General features: G+C 34.4%; 21 protein-coding genes and 1 other annotated feature. Of the genes, 20 read left to right on the top strand and 1 reads right to left on the bottom strand.

Annotated elements, in window-relative coordinates; all coding sequences use genetic code 11:
• The first annotated feature begins 48 nt into the window (after positions 1 to 48).
• The 17 genes from buk (at position 49) to citG (ending at position 19,282) form a co-directional block, all read left to right on the top strand.
• Positions 49 to 1,119, top strand: a complete 1,071-nt coding sequence (gene buk, locus RT412_RS11955; protein WP_313344542.1) for a butyrate kinase — start codon at positions 49 to 51, stop codon at positions 1,117 to 1,119.
• Between the two features lie 272 nt (positions 1,120 to 1,391).
• Positions 1,392 to 3,185: a phosphoenolpyruvate carboxykinase (GTP) gene (locus RT412_RS11950; RefSeq protein ID WP_313344354.1), complete on the top strand. Its 1,794-nt coding sequence runs from the start codon at positions 1,392 to 1,394 to the stop codon at positions 3,183 to 3,185.
• 72 nt (positions 3,186 to 3,257) lie between these two features.
• Positions 3,258 to 3,484 (top strand) — a binding site (T-box leader).
• A 278-nt stretch (positions 3,485 to 3,762) separates the two neighbouring features.
• The gene (locus RT412_RS11945) at positions 3,763 to 4,740 is read left to right on the top strand and encodes an ABC transporter substrate-binding protein (RefSeq protein ID WP_313344356.1); all 978 of its coding nucleotides are present in this window, start codon (positions 3,763 to 3,765) and stop codon (positions 4,738 to 4,740) included.
• A 31-nt stretch (positions 4,741 to 4,771) separates the two neighbouring features.
• Entirely contained in the window at positions 4,772 to 5,650 is an 879-nt protein-coding gene (locus tag RT412_RS11940) for an ABC transporter permease subunit (protein WP_313344359.1), read from the top strand.
• The gene (locus RT412_RS11935; protein ID WP_313344361.1) at positions 5,637 to 6,410 is read left to right on the top strand and encodes an ATP-binding cassette domain-containing protein; all 774 of its coding nucleotides are present in this window, start codon (positions 5,637 to 5,639) and stop codon (positions 6,408 to 6,410) included. The genes RT412_RS11940 and RT412_RS11935 overlap by 14 nt, the downstream gene beginning before the upstream one ends.
• Before the next feature lie 216 nt (positions 6,411 to 6,626).
• Positions 6,627 to 7,364, top strand: coding sequence for a tRNA pseudouridine(38-40) synthase TruA (gene truA, locus RT412_RS11930; RefSeq protein WP_313344364.1), 738 nt, complete (start codon positions 6,627 to 6,629; stop codon positions 7,362 to 7,364).
• A 21-nt stretch (positions 7,365 to 7,385) separates the two neighbouring features.
• The gene (locus tag RT412_RS11925) at positions 7,386 to 8,960 is read left to right on the top strand and encodes a sensor histidine kinase (protein ID WP_313344366.1); all 1,575 of its coding nucleotides are present in this window, start codon (positions 7,386 to 7,388) and stop codon (positions 8,958 to 8,960) included.
• Positions 8,957 to 9,649: a response regulator gene (locus tag RT412_RS11920; protein WP_313344368.1), complete on the top strand. Its 693-nt coding sequence runs from the start codon at positions 8,957 to 8,959 to the stop codon at positions 9,647 to 9,649. The genes RT412_RS11925 and RT412_RS11920 overlap by 4 nt, the downstream gene beginning before the upstream one ends.
• 173 nt (positions 9,650 to 9,822) lie before the next feature.
• Positions 9,823 to 10,995 (top strand): NADP-dependent malic enzyme, encoded by a 1,173-nt coding sequence (locus tag RT412_RS11915; RefSeq protein WP_313344371.1) that lies wholly within the window; start codon positions 9,823 to 9,825, stop codon positions 10,993 to 10,995.
• A 50-nt stretch (positions 10,996 to 11,045) separates the two neighbouring features.
• The gene (locus RT412_RS11910; protein WP_313344373.1) at positions 11,046 to 12,335 is read left to right on the top strand and encodes a 2-hydroxycarboxylate transporter family protein; all 1,290 of its coding nucleotides are present in this window, start codon (positions 11,046 to 11,048) and stop codon (positions 12,333 to 12,335) included.
• Between the two features lie 115 nt (positions 12,336 to 12,450).
• On the top strand, positions 12,451 to 13,698 hold the full coding sequence (locus tag RT412_RS11905; RefSeq protein WP_313344375.1) for a 3-isopropylmalate dehydratase large subunit: 1,248 nt from the start codon (positions 12,451 to 12,453) through the stop codon (positions 13,696 to 13,698).
• 42 nt (positions 13,699 to 13,740) lie between these two features.
• Complete coding sequence (locus RT412_RS11900) at positions 13,741 to 14,241, top strand: 3-isopropylmalate dehydratase small subunit (RefSeq protein ID WP_313344377.1); 501 nt, start codon at positions 13,741 to 13,743, stop codon at positions 14,239 to 14,241.
• A gap of 17 nt (positions 14,242 to 14,258) precedes the next feature.
• On the top strand, positions 14,259 to 14,531 hold the full coding sequence (gene citD / locus RT412_RS11895; protein ID WP_313344379.1) for a citrate lyase acyl carrier protein: 273 nt from the start codon (positions 14,259 to 14,261) through the stop codon (positions 14,529 to 14,531).
• Positions 14,531 to 15,403: a CoA ester lyase gene (locus RT412_RS11890; protein WP_313344381.1), complete on the top strand. Its 873-nt coding sequence runs from the start codon at positions 14,531 to 14,533 to the stop codon at positions 15,401 to 15,403. Before citD ends, RT412_RS11890 begins: the two co-directional genes overlap by 1 nt.
• Positions 15,396 to 16,799 carry a citrate lyase subunit alpha gene (gene citF, locus RT412_RS11885; RefSeq protein WP_313344384.1) on the top strand — a complete coding sequence of 468 codons (1,404 nt, stop codon included), beginning with the start codon at positions 15,396 to 15,398 and terminating at the stop codon, positions 16,797 to 16,799. The genes RT412_RS11890 and citF overlap by 8 nt, the downstream gene beginning before the upstream one ends.
• 52 nt (positions 16,800 to 16,851) lie before the next feature.
• Positions 16,852 to 17,913 (top strand): [citrate (pro-3S)-lyase] ligase, encoded by a 1,062-nt coding sequence (gene citC, locus RT412_RS11880; protein ID WP_313344387.1) that lies wholly within the window; start codon positions 16,852 to 16,854, stop codon positions 17,911 to 17,913.
• A 1-nt stretch (position 17,914) separates the two neighbouring features.
• On the top strand, positions 17,915 to 19,282 hold the full coding sequence (citG, locus tag RT412_RS11875; RefSeq protein WP_313344389.1) for a triphosphoribosyl-dephospho-CoA synthase CitG: 1,368 nt from the start codon (positions 17,915 to 17,917) through the stop codon (positions 19,280 to 19,282).
• A 59-nt stretch (positions 19,283 to 19,341) separates the two neighbouring features.
• On the opposite strand, the gene RT412_RS11870 is transcribed toward citG, so the two are convergent.
• Positions 19,342 to 20,043 carry a 4Fe-4S dicluster domain-containing protein gene (locus RT412_RS11870; protein WP_313344391.1) on the bottom strand — a complete coding sequence of 234 codons (702 nt, stop codon included), beginning with the start codon at positions 20,041 to 20,043 and terminating at the stop codon, positions 19,342 to 19,344.
• A gap of 111 nt (positions 20,044 to 20,154) precedes the next feature.
• On the opposite strand from RT412_RS11870, the gene RT412_RS11865 reads away from it, so the two are divergent.
• From RT412_RS11865 to RT412_RS11855, 3 genes are all read left to right on the top strand, one after another.
• Positions 20,155 to 20,844 (top strand): Crp/Fnr family transcriptional regulator, encoded by a 690-nt coding sequence (locus RT412_RS11865; RefSeq protein ID WP_313344394.1) that lies wholly within the window; start codon positions 20,155 to 20,157, stop codon positions 20,842 to 20,844.
• 73 nt (positions 20,845 to 20,917) lie between these two features.
• Positions 20,918 to 22,009, top strand: a complete 1,092-nt coding sequence (locus RT412_RS11860; RefSeq protein ID WP_313344396.1) for a metallophosphoesterase — start codon at positions 20,918 to 20,920, stop codon at positions 22,007 to 22,009.
• A 1-nt stretch (position 22,010) separates the two neighbouring features.
• Positions 22,011 to 24,725: an AAA family ATPase gene (locus RT412_RS11855; RefSeq protein ID WP_313344398.1), complete on the top strand. Its 2,715-nt coding sequence runs from the start codon at positions 22,011 to 22,013 to the stop codon at positions 24,723 to 24,725.
• Positions 24,726 to 24,747: the final 22 nt, after the last annotated feature.

Here is a 24,747-nt window from a genome sequence, read left to right as displayed (position 1 = left end):
TTTATATTAATATTGTATTACATAATTATTTAAAAGGAAAGGGTGAAAATTTTGTCTAAAAGAATACTTGTATTAAATTTAGGTTCAACATCAACTAAAATTGCTATTTTTGAAAATACAATACCGATTATTAAAGAATCTATATTGCATGAAGTTGAAACAATAAAACAATTTAAACATACGATGGATCAATTAGAGTTAAGGACTAATGTTCTTCTTGATTTTTTAGAGAAAAAAGGAATTAGTATCGATAAATTCGATTGTATAATTGCACGAGGCGGTAACTGTAAGCCATTATCAAGCGGTATCTATAAAATATGTGAGGAAATGCTGGATGATATTAAAAGCGAAAGAACAGGAGTTCATCCTGCAGGGATTGGATGCAAAATTGCTTATGAATTAGGACAAATGTATAATATACCGGCTATTATTGCTGACCCGCCAATTAACGATGAGTTTATAAATTTGGCAAAGTACTCAGGAATTAAAGAAATAGAGAGAATAAGTTCGTTCCACGCTACAAATCATAAGGCAATATCCCGTAAATACAGTGAATTAATCGGTATTAAATATGAAGATTTAAATTTAATTATTGTACATATGGGAGGCGGAATATCAGTAGTAGTCCATTGCAAGGGACGTATGATTGATGGCAATAATGCCTTGGACGGTGATGGTCCGTTTTCAGCCGAAAGAGCAGGCAGTGTTCCGGTTGGAGATTTAATAAAAATGTGTTACAGCGGAAAATACACAATGCAGGAAATGCTTAAAAAAGTAACCGGGAATGGCGGTTTAATGTCGTATTTAGGTACAAGCAGCGGACTTCAGGCTGAGGAGATGATAAAAAATGGCGATGAGTACGCCCTTGAAGTTTATGAGGCAATGGCGTACCAAGTTTCAAAGGAGATTGGCTCAGCGGCAACCGTTTTAAAAGGAAAAGCAGATGCAATAATATTTACAGGAAATATGGCATATTCAAAATTACTTACAGATTTTATTAAAGATAGGGTACGGTGGATAGCAAGAATTGTAGATATGCCTGGTGAAGATGAAATGCAATCATTAGCTGAAAGTGCTTACAGGTTTCTTATGGGAGAAGAAACAACAAAAGTATATTAATAGAATACATATATTTTGTTATACAATAAGTATTATTATGACACAATATTTATAATTATAACAACGATTTGTGAAGTTAAGTTTTTGCATATAATACCTAATTATGTTAAGTAAAATCCTTTTAAAGATTTGTAAAGACGAAATAAATTTTCGATATTGAAAGTAATAAAAGGGCAATATATAATAAATAAGGTCGACATATATTATAACACATATTTTAAGTTGCGTGATATAATATAACACATATAATATAAATAATTCAGGGGTGGCACATGCAAAGTTTAACTTCAAACTTAAATGTTTTAAAGTGGACAGACGAGGTTATTGCACTTACAAAACCTTCTAAGGTAATGTGGATTGACGGAAGCGAAGAACAGCTAAATATGCTTCGTGAGGAAGCTTGCAGTACAGGAGAGTTAATTAAGTTAAATCAAGAAAAATATTCTGGGTGCTATTATCATCGTTCTCAAAAAGATGATGTGGCAAGAATGGAAGATAAAACATATATTTGTACAAGTAACAAAGATGATGCAGGTCCTACAAACAACTGGAAGAGTCCTGAGGATGCCTATAAATTAGGAAGAGAAATTTTTAACGGCTCAATGCAAGGAAGAACAATGTACATTATTCCATATTCTATGGGACCAATCGGTTCGCCATTTTCAAAAATCGGCTTTGAAATAACTGATTCCATATATGTAGTTGTAAGCATGAACATAATGGCGAGAATAGGTAAAAAAGCATTGGATGTCCTTGGCGATTCAAATGATTTTGTAAAAGGATTACATGGAAAATGCAATTTAGATATTGATAAAAGATACATATTCCATTTTCCTGAGGATAATACTATTTGGTCGTGCAATTCAGCATATGGCGGAAATGCATTGTTGGGAAAAAAATGTTTTGCGCTTAGAATTGCCTCATACCAAGGTTTAAAAGAGGGATGGATGGCAGAGCATATGCTCATACTTGGTATTGAAAATCCAAATGGAGAAGTTAAATATATAGCGGCAGCATTCCCGTCGGCATGCGGAAAAACAAATCTGGCAATGCTTATACCACCGGAATTATACAAGAAAAAGGGATATAAGGTTTGGACTGTCGGTGATGATATTGCGTGGCTGAGAATTAAAGAAGACGGTAAGTTATGGGCAATCAATCCTGAGGCCGGATTCTTCGGAGTAGCACCGGGAACTAATGATAAATCAAATCCCAATGCATTGATGTCAACAAAGAAAAATGCTATTTTTACAAATGTTGTTTACAATTTAGATGATGATACGGTATGGTGGGAAAGATTTGATAACAATCCGCCCGAAAATGCACTTGATTGGCAAGGCAATCCATGGAACGGAAAGAAATTAAAGGAAAAGGGTGCTCATCCAAATTCAAGATTCACAGCGCCTGCTAAAAATTGTCCTTGTATTTCTAAGGAATGGGAATCACCTGATGGAGTTCCCATATCAGCAATAATTTTTGGCGGAAGAAGAGCAAAGACAGCACCGTTAGTATATCAATCAAGAAACTGGCAGCACGGGGTATTCGTTGGTTCTACGCTTGCATCGGAAACAACTGCAGCAGCTGTGGGAAAGGTTGGAGTAGTAAGAAGAGATCCTATGGCAATGCTTCCTTTTATTGGATATAATGCAGGAGATTATTTCGGACACTGGCTTGAAATGGGCAGAAAAGCAAGTAATCCGCCCGAGATATTTCATGTAAACTGGTTTAGAACTAATGCTTCAGGAGAATTTATATGGCCCGGCTTTGGAGATAATTTCAGAGTATTAGAATGGATAATTAACAGATGTGAAAACAAAGTGGGAGCTGAAGAAGCTGCAATCGGATATATTCCATGCGTAGAGGATATTAACACACAAGGACTTGACATAACAGAAGATGTATTAAAGGACTTATTAACGATTGACAGTTTTTCATGGATGGAAGATGTAAGAAGCATAGAAGAATTCTATAATAAAATAGGCAGCAGAGTTCCTGCTGAATTATATAAGGAATTAAATGAATTAAAATCTAATCTTTCTAAAATAAAAGAAGAATCAATAGCATAGAAAGTTTATTTTAAAATTTTATAAAAAAGTTGTTGACAAGTTTATATTTATAGATTAATATGTGTATTAATATTTAATGCGTTGAAGCAGAGAAAAGTATTTCAGAGGTTTACAGAGAATTGGTGGTGCTGAGAGCCAATGACTGAGGAATATAATATACACTGCCGAGCAGGTTTGTTGAATTTCAGTAGGCAAACACGTTAACCCACGTTACAGGGTTAGAGGTTGTTAGACCTTGATGAGCGATGATATTTATATATCATAATATGGGTGGTACCGCGGAATCTTTCGTCCCAATAAACACATTTGTGTTTATTGGGACTTTTTTCATGACCTATCCCTGTTTTTTCAAGTGACAGCGCAGAAAAAACAGCGGAAGGTCAGATGCAGCATATCCCAATGTATGCGACCAACGGGAGCAAATATATTGGTGATAAAGCCTGCTATGACTTGATCCGATTTTGATGCATTCCCCTGCGAACCCTTAAACGTTTCAATAAGTAACGATATTAACTTGGCCAAGTTAAATATAAATTAAATGTTAAATTAAAAATTTCTAAATTCAAAGGAGCTTATTATGAAATTAAAAAAATTAATAGTAACATTAATATTAATACCAATGATTTTATCCGGATGCGCACAAGGTGCGGCCGATACATCAGATACAGAAAAATTTGTTATAGGGATTTCACAGTTAGCCGATCATCCTGCTCTGGATGACTCAAAGCAGGGCTTTATAGATGAACTTAAAAATCAAGCTATAAATGTGGAATTTCTTGATCAGAATGCACAGGGAGACACAAACAATGCACTTATGATTGCACAGAAATTTGTTAGGGATGATGTAGATTTAATTTTTGCAATTGCAACTGCAACTGCACAGGCAGCAAAGCAGGCAATTAACGGAACAGATATACCGTTGGTTTTTACGGCAGTAGCCGAACCTGTATTTTCTCAGTTAGTGACTGACTTTAACGTTACAGACAACAATATTACCGGTACTTCAAATGCCGCACCTATAAAAGAAAATTTAGAATTGTTTAAAGAGTTAAAAGAGGATATTAAAACTATCGGTATAATTTACAACATAGGTGAATCGAATTCTGAAATTCAGGTTAATAAATCAAAGGAAATAGCTGAAGGTATTGGATTACAAATAGAAGCATTAGGTATTGCATCTGTCAATGATATTCCGCAGGCAATAGATACTATTTCTAAAAAGGCCGAAGGATTATATATAGTTACGGATAATATGGTTGCTTCATCCATTTCGCTTGTAGCTACGCTTTCTCAGGAAAAGGATCTATTGACCGTTGCGGCAGACGCCTCTCAAGTTAAGGAAGGTATATTGCTTTCAAGGGGGATCAGCTACTATGAATTAGGCAGAGAATCAGCAATTATGGCTAAGCAGATATTGGTTGATAAAAAGGATATATCAGAAATTCCTGTCCGAACATTAGATAATTTAGATAAGAAGGTTAATGTCAAGGCTATGGAAGCATTAGGGCTTACAAAAGACAATAAAGCCTTCGAAGGAGCAGAATTTATTGATTAATTGCTAATCAATTGATAATTGGAGGATATTTATGAACTCATTAATAATGACATCAACAGAGCAGGGACTGATATTTGCAGTCCTTGCTATAGGGGTTACAATAACATATAAAATACTTGACTTTGCAGATTTGTCCGTAGAAGGAACATTTCCCATGGGGGCATTCATATTTGCAAGATTTATAACCTCGGGATTAAGTCCTGTAACAAGTACTTTATTGGCATTTGTATTCGGAACATTTGCAGGGCTGTTAACTTATACACTCAATATAAAGTTAAAAATCAGAGCGCTTTTATCCGGAATACTTACCATGACAATTTTATACTCGGTGAATTTAAGATTAAACGGAAAATCGAACATAGGACTTTTTAGCTATGATTCCATATTTCAAGGCTTTTCAACAATAGTAGTCTTAGTGGCAATAGTAGCGGCAATAAAAATATTAATGGACTTATTTTTAAAAACAGAAATAGGATATTTACTTATAGCAACAGGAGACAATGAGACATTAGTAAAATCCTTGGGGGAGAATTCAAATAAATACAAATTAATAGGTTTAATGCTTTCAAACGGACTTGTTTCGTTAAGTGGGGCATTGATGGCACAGTATCAGGGATTTGCGGAAATAACAATGGGAACCGGAATTATAGTTGTTGCAATTGCCTCAATAATAATCGGGGATACAATAATTAATAACAATAAAAAAATAAAAAATACAACAAGAGCAGTGGCAGGGGCGTTAATATATAAGTTTATCGGTAACCTTGCAATAGATTTAGGACTTACGCCAACAGATTTAAAGGCAATAAATGCAATAATAGTAATTTGCTTTTTAAGTTACAATACATTCGGACCGGAATTAAAAAAGGCAAGCATAAAAAAAGGAGCGGGAGTATATGCTGACAATTAATAATTTATCTAAAAGCTTTAATATAGGAACAGAAAACGAAGTAAATATATTTAAAAATTTCAATCTTCACATAAAAAAGAGTGAATGCACAGCCGTATTAGGAGCAAACGGCTGTGGGAAAAGCACATTATTTAATATAATAAGCGGAGTTATAACAACGGAAAGCGGAGAAATACTATTAAACGGTAAAAAGATGAACAATCTAAAAGAAAATGAAAGAGCACAGTTTATAGGAAGAGTACATCAGGACCCTTCAAAGGGAGTGTCCCCATCACTTACTATTTTAGAAAATATATCATTGTCAGATAAGAAGTGTAAGAAATTCTCTCTAAGAAAGTTAATAAATAAAAATAAGATAGAATTCTATAAAGAAATATTACAAACACTTGATTTAGGATTAGAGAATAAATTAGACACCGAGGTCAAATTTTTATCGGGAGGGCAAAGACAGTCGCTGTCATTATTAATGGCGACAATCAATAAACCGGAATTATTACTTTTAGACGAGCATACGGCAGCTCTTGACCCAAAGACATCAAGACTGATAATGGAAAAAACGAGAGAGCTTATAAAAACCCAATCAATAACAACCATGATGATATCTCACAATGTTAAGGACGCTATAAAATTTTCGGATAGAATTATAATGCTTGACAGGGGAAGTATAGTGTTAGATGTAAGAAATGGTCAAATAACCGAGAAGGACCTGATGGATATATATAATTCACGTAATTACAGTTCATTTGCTGAAGCGGTTTAACCATTGAAAGGCAATGGATAGGCGATGGATCAGCAATAGATTAACAATGGAGAAATAAGGAAGGATAATCTTTCCTTGTTTTTTTTAATGACCATATATATAATTGTTTTATAAATTTAATTAAGGAGGAAGCATTTACTTCGATTGCTGATTAATTATAATCAATTGCCAGTCAATTGCTGTTCAATCGCAGGTCAATTGCTAATCAATAGTATCATGAGGAATATAAAAATGATAATTCAATATGACGGTACACGGTACAAGGGCTGGCAGAAGCAGAATGAAAATGTTAACACCGTACAAGGAAGGTTAGAAAATATTTTAAGTAACATGACAGGTGAGGAAGTAACACTTGTTGGCTGCGGCAGAACTGATGCAGGTGTTCATGCATTAAATTATACCGCCAATTTTCATACAAATTCAAAGATGAATGTTGATGATATGTCAAAATATATAAATGATAATCTTCCTGAAGATATTGCTTTATTGTCATTAAAAAATGCAAGCGAAAGATTTCATGCAAGGTATAATATATTATCAAAGACCTATTTATTTAGAATCAGTAACAGCCAGACAAAGAATGTGTTTGACAGAAAATATGTACATAGAGTAAATGAACGTCTGAATCTGAATAAAATGAGGCAATGCTCGCAGTCGTTGGTTGGGACACACGATTTTCAAAGCTTTACAACATTAAAATCCAAAACTAAATCAACTGTAAGGACTATTAATTATATTAATATTGAAGAGAAGGATAATATAATAGAAGTTGAGGTAAACGGAAACGGATTTTTATGGAACATGGTCAGGATTATAATAGGTACATTAATTGAAGCAGGTACAGGTAAGCTTGATATAACAGATATAGAAAATATTTTAGCTGCGAAAAAAAGAGCTGAAGCCGGTCCTATGGTGCCGCCGAAAGCACTTTTTTTAAAAGATGTTGAATATTAGCATGTGAAAAGGAATTTTTTTATGAAGCTCAGTACAAGAATTAATATTTATATTATTTTGATTTTGGTGTTTTCATTGGGAAGTATGACGTTACTTTCTTACTATCAGATGAGAGACATTCTTACCGCTCAGTTAAAAGATAAGCTAATGAATATTGCGACATATGCTTCCGAGGATTATAAGGTAAAGGAGGCATTTAAGGATAGCAGTAAAATACCTGAATTAAATGTGCATATAGAAAAAATCAGAGCAGAAACAAATGTAGATTTTATAGTTGTATTTAATATGGACAGCGTTCGTCTCACTCATCCCGTGAAAGAAAACATCGGTCGGAAATTTGAAGGCGGAGATGAAATAAGGGTCCTCAAAGAAGCTGAGAAGTATATATCTCAGGCACGGGGAACTTTAGGTATATCATTAAGAGCCTTCGTACCGATTATTTACGAAGGCAGACAGTTAGGTGCAGTCTGTGTAGGAAGCACGGTAGTAGAAATAAGCAAGGAAATATTAATAAAAGCTCAACAATTTATACCATTTATATTTATAGGTTTGTTTTTGGGCAGTTACTGTGCTGTTGTACTGGCAGCAACCATAAAGGATGAAATATTAGGGTTGGAGCCAAGGGAAATCACCTTGCTCTTAAAGGAAAAAGAAACCATACTTGATAATGTTAAGGAAGGAATAATAACCTTAAACGAAAACGGAGAGCTTATACAGTATAACAGAGAGGCATCAAGAATTTTAGGATTAACCGGTAATGATATTAACATTAACATTGATGAATTAGCTAAAATAAATAAAATAATACCGGATTTAAAAAACCTTGAGACAAACAATGATTTTGAGGTCAATGTCAGACCCGGTGTAACTATTTTATGCAAATATAATATTTTGAAAAATGATAAAAAACAAATAATAGGACACGTAATAAATTTCAGAGATTTATCTGAAGTTAAAAAGATGTCCGAAGAATTAACAGGAATACAAAAAATGGCATGGTCATTGAGGGCTCAAAATCATGAATTTATGAACAAATTGCACACAATATCCGGTTTGATACAGTTAGAAGAATATGATGAAGCAATAAAATATATTTCTAAAACAGCAAACAGCGGAAATGATATAACGGGTATAATAACGGGCAAAATTAAGAATTTGAATATTGCGGCTTTGCTTTTGGCAAAGTATTATAAGGCGGAAGAGTTAAGAATTAAATTTGAAATAGACAAGAATTCCGGTTTAGCCACACTTCCTGATTTGATAAGCGGTGATGATTTAGGTTCCGTTATCGGGAATTTAATTGAAAATGCTTTAGAGGCAGTTAATGTTGACGGTACAGGAAAAGTATATTTTAAAATATCTCAGACTGAAAATGTCTTGATTATTGAGGTGAAAGACAACGGACCCGGAATTACGGATGATATCAAAGCTAAAATATTTGAACGAAATTTCAGTACTAAAACAGAACATCACGGATACGGTATGTATATCGTAAAGAATATAATAGAAAATGCCAACGGGAAAATTACCTTGTCTTTAGACAATGGAACGGCATGGCATATAGAAATTCCTATGAAAAGCGGTGATAATATATGATACATGTTATGATTTTAGAAGATGATCCGATGGTTAGAGAAATTAATTCAAGATTTTTAGGAAAACTGCCGAATTTTAAGCTGATTAAGCCGGTTTCAAGCATAAAAGAAGCACAGGAATTATTGTTTCAAAAAAGGGTGGATTTAATATTATTAGATATATACCTGCCCAAGGAAAACGGAATAGATTTCTTAAAGTGGTTAAGAAAAGAAGAATTTGAAACAGATGTTATTTTAATTACTGCTGATAAAACAAGTAACATGATACAGGAAGCTTTTCGTTACGGAGCAGTTGATTATCTTATAAAACCGTTTACTTTTAATAGATTTAAAGAGGCATTGGATAATTATAAAGAAAGATATTACGGTATAAAGAAGCTTGACACAATTGAACAAAGTGATTTAGACAAATATATAATAAAAAATGCTTTGAATAATGAATACGAAAATTTGGATAATGATTTGGAAAAAGGAATCAATAAGTATACGTATAAGGTAATTTGGAGGGAAGTTGAAAAATTAGTTGATGAATATAAAACTGCAGAAGAAATTTCTGAAAAATCGGGAGTAGCCAGAGTTACCGTACGCAAATATCTTGAATTTATGCTGAAAGAAGGTAAGGTTGACAAGATAATTGAATATGGGAAGATAGGGAGACCTCAGCACAAATACAAAAGAGCAGGCAGCTGAAACATAAAAAAGTCTAACATAGTTTAGGCTTTTTTTATGCATATTTTTGATAAAAAAATGACAAAATATTCTTAATAACCAAAAGTATTTTAAATTTACACAATATTTACATTAACCATATGTAATGTTAATATGCATTTACACGAAAATATTATAGAAGGAAGGAAAACGCTTTGAATTATTTTGAAGAAAGTTTAAAATTGCATGAAAAGAGCAAAGGTAAAATTGAAATAATTTCTAAAATTAAGGTAGAAACAAGGGATGATTTAAGTTTGGCTTATACTCCCGGAGTTGCTGAGCCATGCAGAAAAATTCATCAGAATGAAGATGAAGTATATAAGTATACATCAAAAGGCAATATTGTTGCTGTAGTAACAGACGGAACGGCAGTTCTCGGCCTGGGGGATATTGGGCCAAAGGCTGCGTTGCCGGTAATGGAGGGAAAATCTATTCTTTTCAAGGAATTTGCTGATGTTGATGCATTTCCGATATGTATAGATTCAAAAAATGTTGATGACATAGTTAAGACCGTGAAGCTGATTGCTCCGGGACTTGGAGGAATAAACTTAGAGGACATAGGAGCTCCGAGATGCTTTGAGATAGAAGAGAGGCTGAAAAAAGAGCTTGATATTCCGGTTTTTCATGATGATCAGCATGGAACTGCCATTGTAGTATTGGCCGGATTAATAAATGCATTGAAAATAGTAAATAAAAAAATAGAAGACATAAAGATAATTATTAACGGAGCCGGTGCTGCAGGAACGGCAATTGCTAATTTATTAACTGCTGCAGGAGCCAAAAATATAATAGCTTGTGACAAATCAGGCGCTTTGTATGCAGGTATGCCAAATATGAATGATGCAAAAAGTGAATTGGCTAAGGTAACAAATCCTAATAGCGAAAAAGGTTCTTTAGCTGATGTTATAAAAAATGCAGATGTATTTATCGGAGTATCTGCTGCCGATGTTGTTAAGGCAGAAATGGTTGAGTCGATGGCTGGCGATGCTGTTATTTTAGCAATGGCTAATCCCACTCCTGAAATTATGCCTGATATTGCAATAGCTGCGGGAGCAAGAGTTATAGGAACAGGACGTTCGGATTTTCCAAATCAAATAAATAATGTATTGGTTTTCCCGGGTGTATTCAGAGGTGCGCTGAATGTAAGAGCTAAAGAAATCAATCTGAATATGAAGATAGCAGCAGCTTATGCCATAGCAAATTATATTGATGCCAATGAATTAAATGAAAACAACATAATCCCGAGTGCTTTGGATAAGGGCGTAGCAAGTGCGGTTGCTGAAGCGATAGAGGAAGCAGCAAAAAAATCAGGTGTAGCAAGGTTATAATATTAATTTTTATCAAATAATATAATTATAAATAACTTGGAGGATAGAAAATGAAAGAATTAAAAATAATGGGATTAACCTTACCGGTTTATTTCGCATTACTGGCAGTAATAATTGTTGCAATCTTTTTAAATGTTTTGCCCGGAGGCATGATTGGTGCCTTTGCTTTTATGATGATAGTTGGTGCATTACTTGATGTAATAGGTAATAATACGCCAATTGTAAAAACTTTCTTTGGTGGCGGACCGATAGTTATTATATTTGGTTCAGCAGCACTTGTATATTTTAAAATATTGCCTGAAGCAGTTACAAATAATGTAGATACATTTATGAAGGGCGGCGGGTTTCTTGACTTCTATATAGCTGCTCTTATAACAGGCTCAATACTCGGTATGAATAAGAAGCTTCTCATTAAAGCAGCCATAAGATATTTTCCATGTATATTAGGTGGTCTTGCGGTAGCTATGGCGTTTGTTTCTATAGGGGGCTTACTTTTTGGTCATACACCGGCAGAAGCGATTGCATATATAGGTATTCCTATAATGGGAGGCGGAATGGGAGCAGGTGCTGTTCCAATAGCTGATGTATTTTCTAAAGGGTTAGGAATTCCAACAGAACAAATTCTATCAAGATTAGTTCCTGCAGTTGCTTTAGGAAACGCTGTTGCAATTGTGTTCGGTGGTATTTTAGACAGAGTAGGGAAAAAATACCCTAAACTAAGCGGAGACGGAAAGTTGATGGAAATCGGGCAAGATGAGCTTAAAGCAAAAGAAGAAAATGAACCTTTTGCATTGAGTGATTTTGGTATAGGTATAGCCATTGCAACAACATTCTTTGCATTTGGTAATATTGTAGCATATGCAATGAAAAATTTTGTTGGTATAGATATTCATTCATATGCCTGGATGATTTTATCCGTTGCTGTTGCCAAAGCTTTAAATATTTTACCGGCTAAATATGAAAAATCATGTGCCAAATGGTATCAATTTGTTGCATCAAACTGGACACCTGCGTTGTTGATGGGTATAGGTATTGCTTACACTGACTTAGGTCAGGTAATTTCAGCTTTTACACCTGTATATTTGATACTTTGCTTCTTGGTTGTATTAGGAGCAGTAATAGGAACTGCAGTAGTAGGAAAATTAGTTGGATTCTATCCTATAGAAGCAGCTATAACTGCAGGTCTTTGTATGGCTAATATGGGTGGTACCGGTGATGTTGCGGTATTAACCGCAGCAAACAGAATGGAATTAATGCCGTTTGCTCAAATTTCTTCAAGGTTGGGCGGAGCATTTATTATTTTCCTTGCTTCGGTTATCGTACCTATATTTTTCGGTTAACAGCTGTCAGTCGCTTATGCTGTAAGTGAAAAATAAATCTGTCATCCTGATGACTTTGTCAATAATCTGGGCTCACCCTAAAAGGTGAGCCTTGTCATAATAAAGGAGAAATATTATGCATGCTATTGAAAAAATACTCGCTAAAAACAGTGGTAGAAAATCTGTAAGAACCGGTGAAATAGTAACGGCAAAGGTTGATTTTGCACAGGTCAATGATTTGTACCTTCAGACGATATATTCGTTCAGAGAAATGAACGGCAAAAATGTTTGGGATAAGGATAGGGTGGCATTCGTTTTTGACCATTATGCACCTGCTCCTACAATTAACTCAGCACAAATTCATAAAGAAATGAGGGAGTTTGCCGGACAAAATGAATTAACGTATCACTTTGATGTAAATGCCGGAGTGTGTCATCAGGTTTTAACGGAAGCCGGCTTAATTTACCCGGGAGCAATTATAGTTGCCACCGACTCTCATACAACAACCCACGGAGCTCTTGGAGCAATGGGAACAGGTGTTGGTGCCACCGATATGGCAACAATATTGATATCCGGAGAGTTATGGTTCAGGGTTCCTGAAATAATTGAAATACGTATAGACGGTACTCCTCATCGGGGGATTATGCCAAAGGATGTAATTCTATATATAATGGGACAGATGAGGGCAGACGGTGCGGTATATAAAGCTATTGATTTTACGGGAAGCTACATTGATAATTTGGATGTTTCAGAAAGAATGGTATTGTGCAACATGGCTGTTGAAATGGGAGCCAAGACGGCATACATGCAGCCAAACGAAAAAGTTTTGCAATATGTTGAAGAAAGAGCTGTGAGACCATTTGAAGTACAATATACTGATGAGGATTTCCAATACAGCGAAAGCTATTATTTCGATGTATCAAATCTGGCGGTGCAGGTTGCGGTTCCTCACAGCGTTGATAATGTATTTCCTTTAAATGATATTAAGAGGGTAAAAATAGACCAAGGTTTTATCGGAACCTGTACAGGCGGAAGGTTAGATGATTTAAAAGCAGGTGCGGATATTATAAGAGGAAAGAAAATAAATAAGGATGTAAGATTAATAATCATACCTGCATCGGCAGAGGTTATGCAGGAAGCAATCGTTAAGGGCTATATACAGGATTTCATTGATGCAGGTGCAACAATTTCAACTCCCGGATGCGGACCGTGCTTAAGTGCTCATGAAGGGGTCTTGGCACCGGGCGAGGTGTGTGTAACAGCTTCGAATCGTAATTTTCCGGGACGTATGGGAAGCAACAAATCGAAGATATATTTGGCATCGCCTGCCACAGTGGCAGCTTCAGCACTGACAGGGTATCTGACAAATCCATGTGATTTATGATAGTTGAACGACGGGCAAAGGCCCTTATTGAAGGAGATGTATATGGAAACAATTATAAAAGGAAAAGTTATAGTATTAGACAACAATATTGATACGGACCAAATTTATCCCGGCAGATTTTTAGAGATTGTTAACCCGCAGGAAATAGGAACTTATTGTTTATACGGCGTAGATGAAAATATAGCAAAGAATTTCAGAAAGGGCGACATAGTTGTAGCAGGAACAAATTTCGGATGTGGTTCAAGCAGAGAGCACGCACCGATTGCACTTCTTAATATGGGCGCAGGCTTGGTGCTTGCAGATTCATTTGCCCGTATCTTTTTCCGCAATTCTATTAACTTGGGATTACCTTTATTGGTATGCAAGGGAATAAGTAAGGTTTTGGCTGACGGTGACGAAATAGAGGTTGATATCGTTGAAGGAACCGTAAAAATTCTAAAAACAGGGGAAATATTGCAGGCAGATAAAATAGGTGAATACGCAATGAGTATTCTTGAAGCAGGTGGTATAAAACCATTATTTAGAGAAAGAATGAAAGAATAGAAAAGGAGCGGTGATAAATGGAAATTAAGAATAAAGCTGCGGCAGGAACGATAGAATCCAGCGATATTTATGTGGTGGTGGAACCCAACGAAAGGGGTATCGAGTTACATCTTGAATCAATCGTTTATAATCAATTCAGCGAAGAAATTGAAAAAACCGTAAGAGATGTATTAAATGATTTTAGCGTTGAAAATATAAAAATTCAACTGAAGGACAGAGGGGCCGTTGAATGCGCAATACGCGCAAGAGTCGAAACTGCCTTAAAAAGAGCGGGAGGTGTAAATAGTTAATGAGAAGAAGTATGCTTTTTATGCCCGGCAATTCGGCAGGAATGCTATTAAATGCTGATGCACTGGGAGCCGATAGTATAATTTTGGATTTGGAGGACGCTGTTTCACCGGCGGAAAAGGATTCGGCCCGAATATTAGTAAGAAATGCGCTAAAATATCTTAATTACAGCAATTGTGAAATAATTATCAGAATCAATTCAATCGATACAGAGTTCTGGAAGAGCGACCTGCAGGAAATTATTCCATTGAGGCCTCACATGATTATGCCTCCAAAGATTAACTCTGCCAAGGATGTTCAAATTGTTGCTGATTACATAAAAGAGATAGAAGAAAAACATAACATTGATAATTCAACATATATTATCCCCCTGATTGAAACAGCTCTTGGAGTTGAAAATGCATTTGAGATAGCAAAATCCTCTGACAGAGTGAAAGCAATTTTCTTAGGTGCAGAAGATTTAACGGCAGATTTAAGATGCAAGAGAACAAAAAAGGGAGATGAAATTTTCTACAGCAGAGGAAGGTTAGTAACAGCTGCAAGAGCTGCAAACATAGATGTTTATGACACACCATTTACAGATGTAGAGGATGAAGAGGGCTTAAGAGAGGATGCTTTATTTGCTAAATCTCTCGGTTTTACAGGTAAGGCAGCCATATCACCAAGACATCTTATAACTATAAATGAGGTATTCAGTCCTACAATCGAAGAAATAGAATATGCAAGAGAAGTTATGGATATAATCAAAGTTGCTGAAGAACAAGGCAAGGGTGCAATTTCTCTTCATGGAAAAATGATTGATGCACCGATTGTTACAAGAGCAAGACAGACATTGGAAATGGCTGAGCAATTAGGAGGTGTGTTTAATGAGTAAGGTTGTAAATACCTTAAAGGAAGTAATCAAGCTTTGCGGTTTAAAGGAAGGGATGAGGATATCCTTTCATCATCATTTAAGAAATGGAGACCATGTAATCAATATGGTTTTAGATGAAATTGCTGGTATGGGTTATAAGGATATTACTGTTAACGCAAGCTCGGTCTTTGACATACATGCTCCTATCATAAATCATATCAAAAACAATGTAGTTACAGCCCTTGAGGTTAATTATATGGGTGCTGTTGTAGGAAGAGAAATTTCAAAAGGAATATTGAATAAGCCTGTTGATTTCAGAAGTCACGGAGGAAGGCCCAGCGACATAGAATCAGGAAAAACTCCGATAGATATTGCCTTCATAGCTGCTCCTGCCTCAGACAATATGGGTAATTGCTCAGGAAAGTACGGAACATCAGCATGCGGTTCATTAGGTTATGCATTTGCTGATGCTATGCATGCTAAAAAGGTGGTTGTAATAACCGACAACTTAGTTGATTACCCTCTATATGATTTTTCAATATCTGAAACGTATGTGGATTATGTAGTATCTGTAGATAAGATAGGAGATCCCACAGGAATTGTTTCAGGAACTACAAAAATTACGAGAGATCCCGTTGGCTTGATGATGGCATCTTATGCTACAAAAGTTATACAGTATTCCGGTTTATTGCAAAACGGTTTTTCATTTCAGACCGGTGCAGGAGGTGCTTCATTAGCAGTTGCCAAGTATTTAAAAGAATTAATGCTTAAGGAAAACATTAAGGGAAGCTTTGGAATGGGAGGCATCACAGGTTACTTAGTGGATATGCTTGAAGCAGGCTGCTTTGAAACACTTATGGATGTTCAGTGCTTTGATCTGAAAGCTGTGGAATCCATAAGAGAAAACAAAAGACACAGAGAGGTTACGGCATCTCATTATGCAAGTCCGACAGCAAAAAGTGCCATAGTTAATAATTTAGACGTCGTTATTTTAGGTGCTACCCAAATAGATACAAATTTCAATGTAAATGTTCATACGGATTCTAACGGATACATTATGGGCGGTTCAGGAGGGCATAGCGATACAGCGGCGGGAGCTAAGCTTACGATGATTGTTGCACCTCTTACCCGGGCAAGATTGTCACTGATAGCAGACAGAGTTCTTTGTATTTCTACTCCGGGAAAAACAGTGGACGTACTGGTTACGCAAAGAGGTATTGCAGTTAATCCATTGCGTGACGATTTAGTTACAAAATTAAAGGAAGCCAAACTTCCTATAATAGATATAAACGAATTAAAAAATATAGCTGAAAAAATAACAGGAATACCAAAAGATATCGAATTAGGCGACAAGGTAGTGGGTAATGTTATATATCGTGACGGTACTATAATAGACAGGATAAAATCGGTGGAATAGGAATGGGGACACACCTCTGAGAAGGGAAAGTCTATGGAGTAAGCTCAGAGGAATGTCCCCGATTAGAAAGGATACCTTTAAAATGAGCTATGAAGTTTTCTATGAAGAATTCGGCTACCCGATGATGGGTAACAAGCTGCAAAAATTAATAAGTTTTCTTAGTGGGGAACAGCTGACATATGACGAAGGCATAGAATTTACCGTCAATCTTGTTGATTCAAAGGGAAAAATTGCCGCAACCGGTTCATTGGAGGGAAAAATATTGAAATGCATAGCTGTATCGGATTCCTTTCAAGGGGAAGGATTAGCTGCAAAAATAGTAACAATATTAATTTCCCAAGCTTTATCAAAGGGATATAGCCATTTGTTTTTATTTACAAAGCCGGATAACATAAATATTTTCAATGATTTAGGCTTTTACCTTATTGCGAAAACTAAAGATGCTGCCTTAATGGAAAACATAAAGAACGGGATTTCAGAGTATGTTAATTCTCTGAAACCCCGAATTACATATGCAGATACAGGGGCGATAGTTTTAAATTGCAATCCCTTTACCAACGGACACCTTTATTTGATTGAAACAGCATCAAAACAATGCGAATTTTTGCACCTGTTTGTAGTTTCCGAGGATAAGAGTATATTTCCATCTGAGGTGAGATATGATTTGGTCAAAAATGGAGTCAAGCACTTAAATAACGTAGTTGTGCATACTACTTCAGATTATTTAATTTCTTCAGCCACATTTCCAACATATTTTATAAAGGATAAGTTTAAGGCAGGTAATATAAATTGTTTATTGGATTTAAAAATATTTTGCGAATATTTTGCCGGTATTTTAAATATTAAGAAGCGTTTTGTCGGTACAGAACCCTTTGACAAGGTGACCGCCGAATATAATATAGAGATGAAAAGAGTTTTATATGAATATAATATAGAGGTTGTTGAAATTCAACGGCTTGAAACGAACAATGCAGCAATCAGTGCATCATTAGTAAGAAAATTGTTGGCTGAAGGCGATTATGAAAAAATTAAAAACATGGTTCCAAAGACAACCTATGATTTTTTAATATCAGATGAAGGAAATAAGATTAGAGAAAAACTAAGGAGTCAATGATTTGCTAAATGATTTAAATAGGGAAGTTACTTTAGGTGATATGCTTGATGCAAGAGAAAACAGAGTCAAAATGCAAAGGGAAATAATTGAGAGATATAAGGGAACCCTCATATCATTCATGCTCAATATTCCGGGAAATTTAAAGATATTTCCGTTATGCATAAAGGCTCATAATGAAGCCGTTAAGTTAATTACAAACAGCTTGCGCAGGTACGGTATACCCATAATTTATCAAACTGAAAATAAAGTAAAAACGGGATATGAAAGTTTTTTCGTTGTAAAAGAGCAGCCGATAATAATTAAAAGATTAATGACAGACATAGAAAACTCATGTGAATTAGGAAGAATTTTTGATATTGATGTATTAGGCGATGAAGGCAATAAAATTTCAAGAAGTGATTTGAATATTGCTGAAAGAAGCTGTTTGATATGTAATGATATCGGACATGCGTGTTCAAGAAGCAGAAAACATCCTATAGAGGATCTTCAAAAAAAGGCTAAAGAAATAATGGAGAATTATTTCTTTAATCAATTTGCCGATAATTGTGCTGCGTGTGCCGGACGTGCTCTTTTATACGAGGTGTGCATCACCCCTAAACCGGGTCTGGTGGACAGAAATAATAACGGTTCTCACAAGGACATGGATATTTATACCTTTATTGACAGTACTTCTGAATTGATTCCATATTTCAGAGATATTGTATTATCAGGTATTAAATTTTATAGTGAAAAACCTAAAGAAGTATTTGAAAGAATCAGATATCTTGGAATGCTTGCAGAGGACTGTATGTTTGCTGCAACAAACAATATTAATACTCATAAAGGTCTAATTTTTTCATTAGGAATCATATGTGCCTCATCAGGATATTTATATAAAAACGAAGAAGCTGTTAATACCTATAATATCCTTAAAATTTCAAGAGAAATGACATCGGGAATAAATGATGACTTTAACGGAATAACAGAAAAAAGTGCTAAAACCTTCGGAGAAAAGCTATATGCAGCCTACGGTATAGCAGGAATCAGAGGCGAGGCGGCAAGCGGATTTGCTTCGGTTAAAAATTATGGTCTCCCTGTGTTGAAGATTTTAATCAAAAAAGGTTATTCTTTAAATCAAGCAGGTGCTCTGACCTTACTGAATTTAATTGCAAACGTAAAGGATACCAATATAATTGCAAGATCAAGTATTGAAACACTAAAGGAAGTACAATTTCAGATAAATAATTTAATTAACAAAAAAGGAATTGAAAATATAAGCATTGCTGAAATAATGGATTTAGACAATCAGTTTATCGAAAAAAACTTAAGCCCCGGAGGATGTGCTGATTTATTGGCTGTAACTCTGATGCTGTATTTTCTGGAAAATTAAAAGGAGAGAATCCCGTATGTTTGAAGGATTCTCTCTTTTATATGGAAAATATTATTCTGTTATGACTCTATTAAGGTACCGTCGGTTGCTATAACCTTATATCCCCATGGTATTAACTTGCCTGAATTAATAATTGCTTTTTTTACGGAGTTCACTATGCCTGAACAGCAAGGAACTTCCATCCTTAATACAGTTATGCTTTTAACATCGTTGTATTTTAATATTTCAGTCAATTTTTCAGAATAGTCCGCATCATCTAATTTAGGACATCCGATTAAAGTTATTTTACCCTTCATGAAATCATTATGAATATTTGCATAAGCGTAAGCGGTACAATCAGCAGCAACAAGTACGTGTGACTCATTAAAATATGGAGCCATAGGTGAAACTAATTTCAGCTGTACCGGCCATTGTCTCAATTCGCTGTTCAATACAATTTCTTCTTTTGTTTCAATTTTCTTATCCTTAATTTCTTTTGCACGTTGTCCCGGGCAGCCACATGGCTGTTCTTTCTTTTGCTTTCTTTCTTCCATTCTTTTTTCCACTAATTCCTTGTCAAACCCTTCAGCTTCTCTTTCGATAATTTCTATTGCATCAACAGGGCAATTTGGAAGGCAATCTCCAAGTCCGTCACAATATACATCAGAAAGAAGAACCGCTTTTCCGTTTATAATTTCTAAGGCACCCTCATGACAGGCATTAACGCACAGCCCGCATCCGTTACATCTATCTTCATGTATCTTAACGATTTTTCTTTTCATTTTTTCCCCTTTCAAAATATAACTTTACTTTTGAAAAAAATTATAATAAAATTAAAACGAATTGTATGTAACAAATGTTACGAATTGCAAACTGGTAATATGGAGGATTCAATGGAAAATATAATAGATTTAATAAAAGATAATAAATTGTTTGCAAATATGACTGAAGATGAAATTAAAAAAGTTTTGAATTGCTGTAAGGCAGTAGTTTCGGATTTTCATGACAATCAGGTAATTTTTGAAAAGGATGATAAAATTAAAAAAATGGGGATTGTTATAGAAGGTCAGTTTAATTTGGTTTCTCAAAAATATAACGGTACAAGGGTTATAGTAACAACCTTGGAGAAAAACGATTTATTCGGTGAAGCATTGGCTTTTTCTACTCTTCAGGAATCACCTTATGATTTGGTGAGCTCAGGAAACAGTAAGGCGTTAATTATTCCCTACAGCATATTTTTTACAATGTGCAGAGAAATGTGTGATTTTCATAAAACGCTTATAAGCAATATGCTTGCGATACTATCTGATAAAATTGTAATGCTTAACAATAAAATGAATATTTTGAACGCTGAAACCTTAAAGGGCAGAATCTCGGTGTATTTATTATCTCTTCATAAAAAAACAAATTCGTTTATTTTTGATATGCCCATGAAAAGACAGGAACTGGCCGAATTTTTAAACGTTAAAAGACCTTCTCTTTCAAGAGAATTGTCAAACATGCAGCAGGAAGGGATTATAGATGTATATCGTTCCACAATAAAAATAAAAAATATCGAAAGGCTAAAAGAATTGGCTGATTAATATTGAAGGCAAATGCATTATATGATACAATAAAATAATAAAAATTATTGTTTTTTGGCTTAGGGGAGCGTTTATGAGTATAAAATTTATACATACATCAGATATACATTTGGATAAGAAATTTGATATAAAAAATTTCAGTTTAAAAGAGCGTGAAAAAAGAAGACAGGAAATATGGGATACCTTTGACGAAATAATTAAGACGGCAAAGAAAGAAGAAATCCGATATCTTTTTATTGCCGGCGATTTAGCTGATATTGAATATATTAATTTTAATACATTGGTTAAAGCGGCTCAAAAATTTAAAACTATTACGGATACCAAGGTAGTAATTGCGTGCGGAAAAAGCGACCCTTACAATATCAATAATCTATATGAATATATAGAATGGCCGCGTAATGTGTATATTGTTAAAAATACGGATTATGTTGAAAAACTGAATTTTACGGATGACAACCTGTGCGTTCATTCAATGAGCTGGGACAACGGATTCAGCAATAATAAAACACAAGCAATTTATGATATTTCTGTTGATGACAGTAAAATAAATGTATTGCTTTTATACTGCGATATTAATTCGGAATCAGACAAGCTTCCTGTTAATATTGATTTAATAAAAAATAAATTTGATTATTGTGCCTTAGGCGGCAGGCATAATCTTGAAAAGGTACAAAGACATATCGTATATTCAGGTACTCCTGAGCCGCTTAATTTTGAAGAAGACAATGAACATGGTATTATTACCGGAACATTGGATAAAAAATATGTAGAATATACATTTTTGCATCTGGCAAAAAGAAAATTTATAACCCGCAATATAGATTTGGAAATAAGCTACAGCTTCAATAAAATTCTTGATCTTATTAAATTTTCGGGAGATACTTTCTCCAATATTAAAGATTATGTAAGAATCAATTTAAATGGTACAGTCAATACGGATGTGTCCATGGAAGAAGTTGAAAATGAAGCAAAGCAATTTTTTTACTATATCGAATTTGAAGAAAACTATTCATATATGAATTCAAAGGATAAAGTTTACGACCATAATGATTTTAACATAATTGAAAGCTACAAGCTTCAATTTGAAAACAATCAGGACAAATTTGAACAACAGGCATTTAAATTGGGTCTTGAAGTTCTCCGTAAAGAAAAGGTGGTAAAATAATATGTATATCAGCAAATTACATTTGAGAAGCTTTGGTAAATTCATACATAAAAAAATATACTTTGAAAATAAATTTAATATAGTATACGGAGAAAACGAAGCCGGAAAAAGTACCGTGCATAATTTTATGGAAGCGATGCTTTATGGATTTGATGACACTGAAGAGGGTGAACAGAGATTTAATAAATATAAGCCCTGGAACAGCAACTTATACAAGGGTACTCTCGGTTTAAAAGATACAAATGACGAAAAATACCTGATATCAAAGGATTTTTTGCTGGGCACATCACAGGTTTTCTTCAATGTATCTGATGATCAGGAAGTAAAGGAAGAGGAAATATTAAATCCGGGCGAGCATTTTTTTAATATGAATAAAATTTCCTTCAGCAATACGGTAAGTGTTAGGCAGCTTGGAAATAAAACCGAAAAAGAGCTTGCAGCGGAACTTAAAAATAAAATCATAAACCTGAGTAAGACACGGGATGAATCAATTTCAATAGACAGAATTTTTCAAAGACTAAACAGCATTAAGGAAGAAGCCGGAAACGAAAACGATGATAAAACCCTTTTAGGGCAGTATTCATTGCGCCTTAAAGAGCTGAATGAGGCAAGGGAAAATTCTATCAATGCCAAAAGACAGGTAATGTTTTTAGCAATGGAAAAGAAAAAAATTAAAAATAAAATACAGGAAATAAACATAAGAATAGATGAACTGAAAAAAGAACTGTCTGATTATGAATATTCTAAAGAAAAAGAAATATTATTAAAAGCAGAACCAATTAAAAAGGAAATAGAGGAGCTTAACAAAAAACTTTTAAGCTTTAAAGAAGAAGATATTATTAAGTATTCGGAGGGCGATTATAAAGAAGCCGTAGCCATTGAAAATACATTAAAATCAATGTACAAACAGGTCAGAACACTTTCTGATGCAACAGAAGAGAAAGAGGATGAACTTTTCAACTCAATAAATGATATAAGCAACAAAATAGGCAACGAATTTGACATTGATAGAATAAATGCTGATTACAACGTTTATAAAGAAAACAATGCAAAGATTAATGAACTGAAAGAGAAAATAGCAGCAGGGCAAGAAAATATAAAGAATACAAACGCAGATGAAATAGATAAACTTATTGACAGCTATAATGATGTAGAAGATATAAACAGAAAGACGGAAACAGTAAATATTTTCTTAGATGATAAAAACTATAATAAAATGAAGAGCTTCAGAAGAGCTCAGATTTTAAGTGGTTTTTTATGGGTGATAACAGGTGCCGGAGCAGCCTTTGGAACGTGGTGGTATAAATTATTAATTACCGGTTATATAAATACATATTATCAAGTACCTTGGACAGAAAATATAATAGCCGGTTCTATAACTGCCGTTATCGGTATTATGATTTTAATAATAATAAAGCCATTTTTAACAAAAGCTAAAAGTGCAAAAAATGAAATTGAAAGTATGGAATGCGAGTTTGCTGATCACACAATCAATTTAAGAAATTTAAATAATTCCAAGGATGAAATAATAAAAAAATCCGGTTGTGAAAGCTTCGATGAAATGACGGAAATGTTCGGCAGGATGGTAACAGAAAAGAAGCTGTATGAAGAAAAAATGAAGCTGATTCATTATGATGAAGATTCTTTGGATGCTTTAACTAATGAAAACAATGAAATAATAAATAATTTGAAGAAAAGCATGTTATCGTTAAATTTGGACAGAATTAGCGATGAAAATATAAATACGGCAAATGAAGCATACATAAGAAAAGATGCAGTTAAGGATCAAATTGATAAATTAAGCAAGGACATTGAGCAGTTAAAGAATGAAATATCTAAATTAGACAAAGAAATAAGCTTCGAAGAAAAAAGATTAAACATGATTTTAAAAAGCAATGATTTTGAGGATCTGGACAGCTTTAAAAAATCGGTTGAAATAAATAAAGAGTACGCTGAGCTTATTAATGACAGAAATTACAAAGAAAATATGCTTCAAAATATTTTAGGTGAATATAATTTTGATGAATTGGCTCAAAAATTAAGCAATTTTGAACTCAGTGAGGTAAAGCCGGTAGATAAGCAGGAATACAGCTTAAAAATATATAAGCTGAACGAAGAAAAAACAAGGTTATCGGAAGATATCAATAATATTTTAAAAGAAATTCAAGAAATAGAAAACAGCAACAGGACATTGGCTGAAATAGAAGAAGAAATAGATTTTTATGAAAATAAAACTTTTGCATTCAAAAATAAAATAAAGATTGCTGAAATTACATCAGAGAAAATCCGAAAAATATCTGATTCCATAAAGGGAGATTTTATGCCCCTTCTAAAAAAATCAATAAGCGACAATTTTTCATATCTGACAAGCAGAAGGTACAGCGATGTTATAATAGACGAGGATATGAATATTACGGTTGCCGAAGAAGTGAATAAGCAAAGAAACATTGAATTGGAAAGCTTAAGCGGAGGTACATTAGACCAGCTTTATTTGTCTTTAAGGATAGGACTCAGCAGTATACTAAGCGGAAATCAAAATATTCCTTTAATTTTTGATGACAGCTTTGTACAGTACGATGGTAAAAGATTAAGAAATTCATTGGAAATGCTGGCAAAGGAAAGTGAAAGAAGGCAAGTTATATTATTTACCTGTCAGGAAAGGGAAGCAGAGTTTGCCAAAAGCTTAAACATTAAATTTAATTATATTAAACTGTAGGCTGCTGAAAAAACCCCCCTGC

Source organism: Sedimentibacter sp. (genome assembly GCF_032080165.1).
In the GTDB taxonomy this organism is placed as follows: domain Bacteria; phylum Bacillota; class Clostridia; order Tissierellales; family Sedimentibacteraceae; genus Sedimentibacter.
This window is presented reverse-complemented; position numbering and strand designations above follow the sequence as displayed.